Annotated in this window: 1 protein-coding gene; it reads left to right on the top strand. The window is 49.9% G+C overall.

Annotated features, from left to right (window positions below; genetic code table 11):
* Window positions 1–161 precede the first annotated feature (161 nt).
* Complete coding sequence (locus RUMCAL_RS13810; RefSeq protein WP_021683637.1) at window positions 162–956, top strand: class B sortase; 795 nt, start codon at window positions 162–164, stop codon at window positions 954–956.
* Window positions 957–1,022: the final 66 nt, after the last annotated feature.

The following is a 1,022-nucleotide window of genomic DNA, read 5'->3' as shown; positions in this document are numbered from 1 at the left end:
CCAGACGCTCTTTGTGCGGTATTGCCTTAGGAAACACTGAATAAAGCTTGTGCAGTGTTGTTTTATCGGAAATATTGTCTTGACAAATCTGTAAAAAAACAGTATACTAGAACAGGAACGCTGAATATGCGGTATTTTTTTCTGATAACGGGGGTATCAAATTGGCAACCAAACGAGTAAAACAACTGGAAAAATTCCTGATCGGACTGGGAATTGCTTTGCTGGCGATGATCATCATCTGCATTATCGTGGTCAGCCGTGCGGACAAGGTTTCTGCACCGGACGCGATTCCGATTCTGACGACAACGACGACAACGACAACGACGACAGTCACCACGACCACGACGATCACATATGATTACACCATGCACATCGATATGGAAAAGGTCAAGCAGCATCATGAGAAAAATCCGGACGTTGTGGGCTGGGTCTATGTCAATGATACACCCATTGATTACCCCATTGTACAGAAGGACGACAATGCATATTATATCGACCGTGACTGGGAGGGCAATCACAGCTCCGCCGGCAGTATCTTCGAGGACTTCCGCGGCAAGATCGGCGAAACGGAAAACACCCTGCTCTATGGGCATAACATGGGAAATGGCTCCATGTTCCACTCGGTCAAGAGTTTCAAGGAAGAAGAATGGGGCAGACAGCACATTTATTTCGAGGTGGCAACACTGGACAAGCGGTATCTGTACCGCATCGTGGCATCTTCCGTGCTGAACGGTGAGGACGGTGCAGCATTCGACTACTGGAACCGCATCACTCTGAATCAGGAGGAATTCCAGAAGTACATTGAGGAGATTCGCAGTACGGCGTTGATCTGGTACGCACCGGACGACGACCCGCCTGCATACGGGGACAAGATGATTGCCCTGCAAACCTGTAACTCCGGTGCAGACGACGGAATCCGCTGCCTGCTGTTCGGACAGTGTCTGGGCGAATTCTAAGGCGACACCGCACAAAGCCCGCCTGACGGCTCTGCACGCAATCTGCGTGCAGATTTTCCGTCATAT

It is taken from the genome of Ruminococcus callidus ATCC 27760, from assembly GCF_000468015.1.
GTDB lineage: Bacteria > Bacillota > Clostridia > Oscillospirales > Ruminococcaceae > Ruminococcus_C > Ruminococcus_C callidus.
This window is presented reverse-complemented; position numbering and strand designations above follow the sequence as displayed.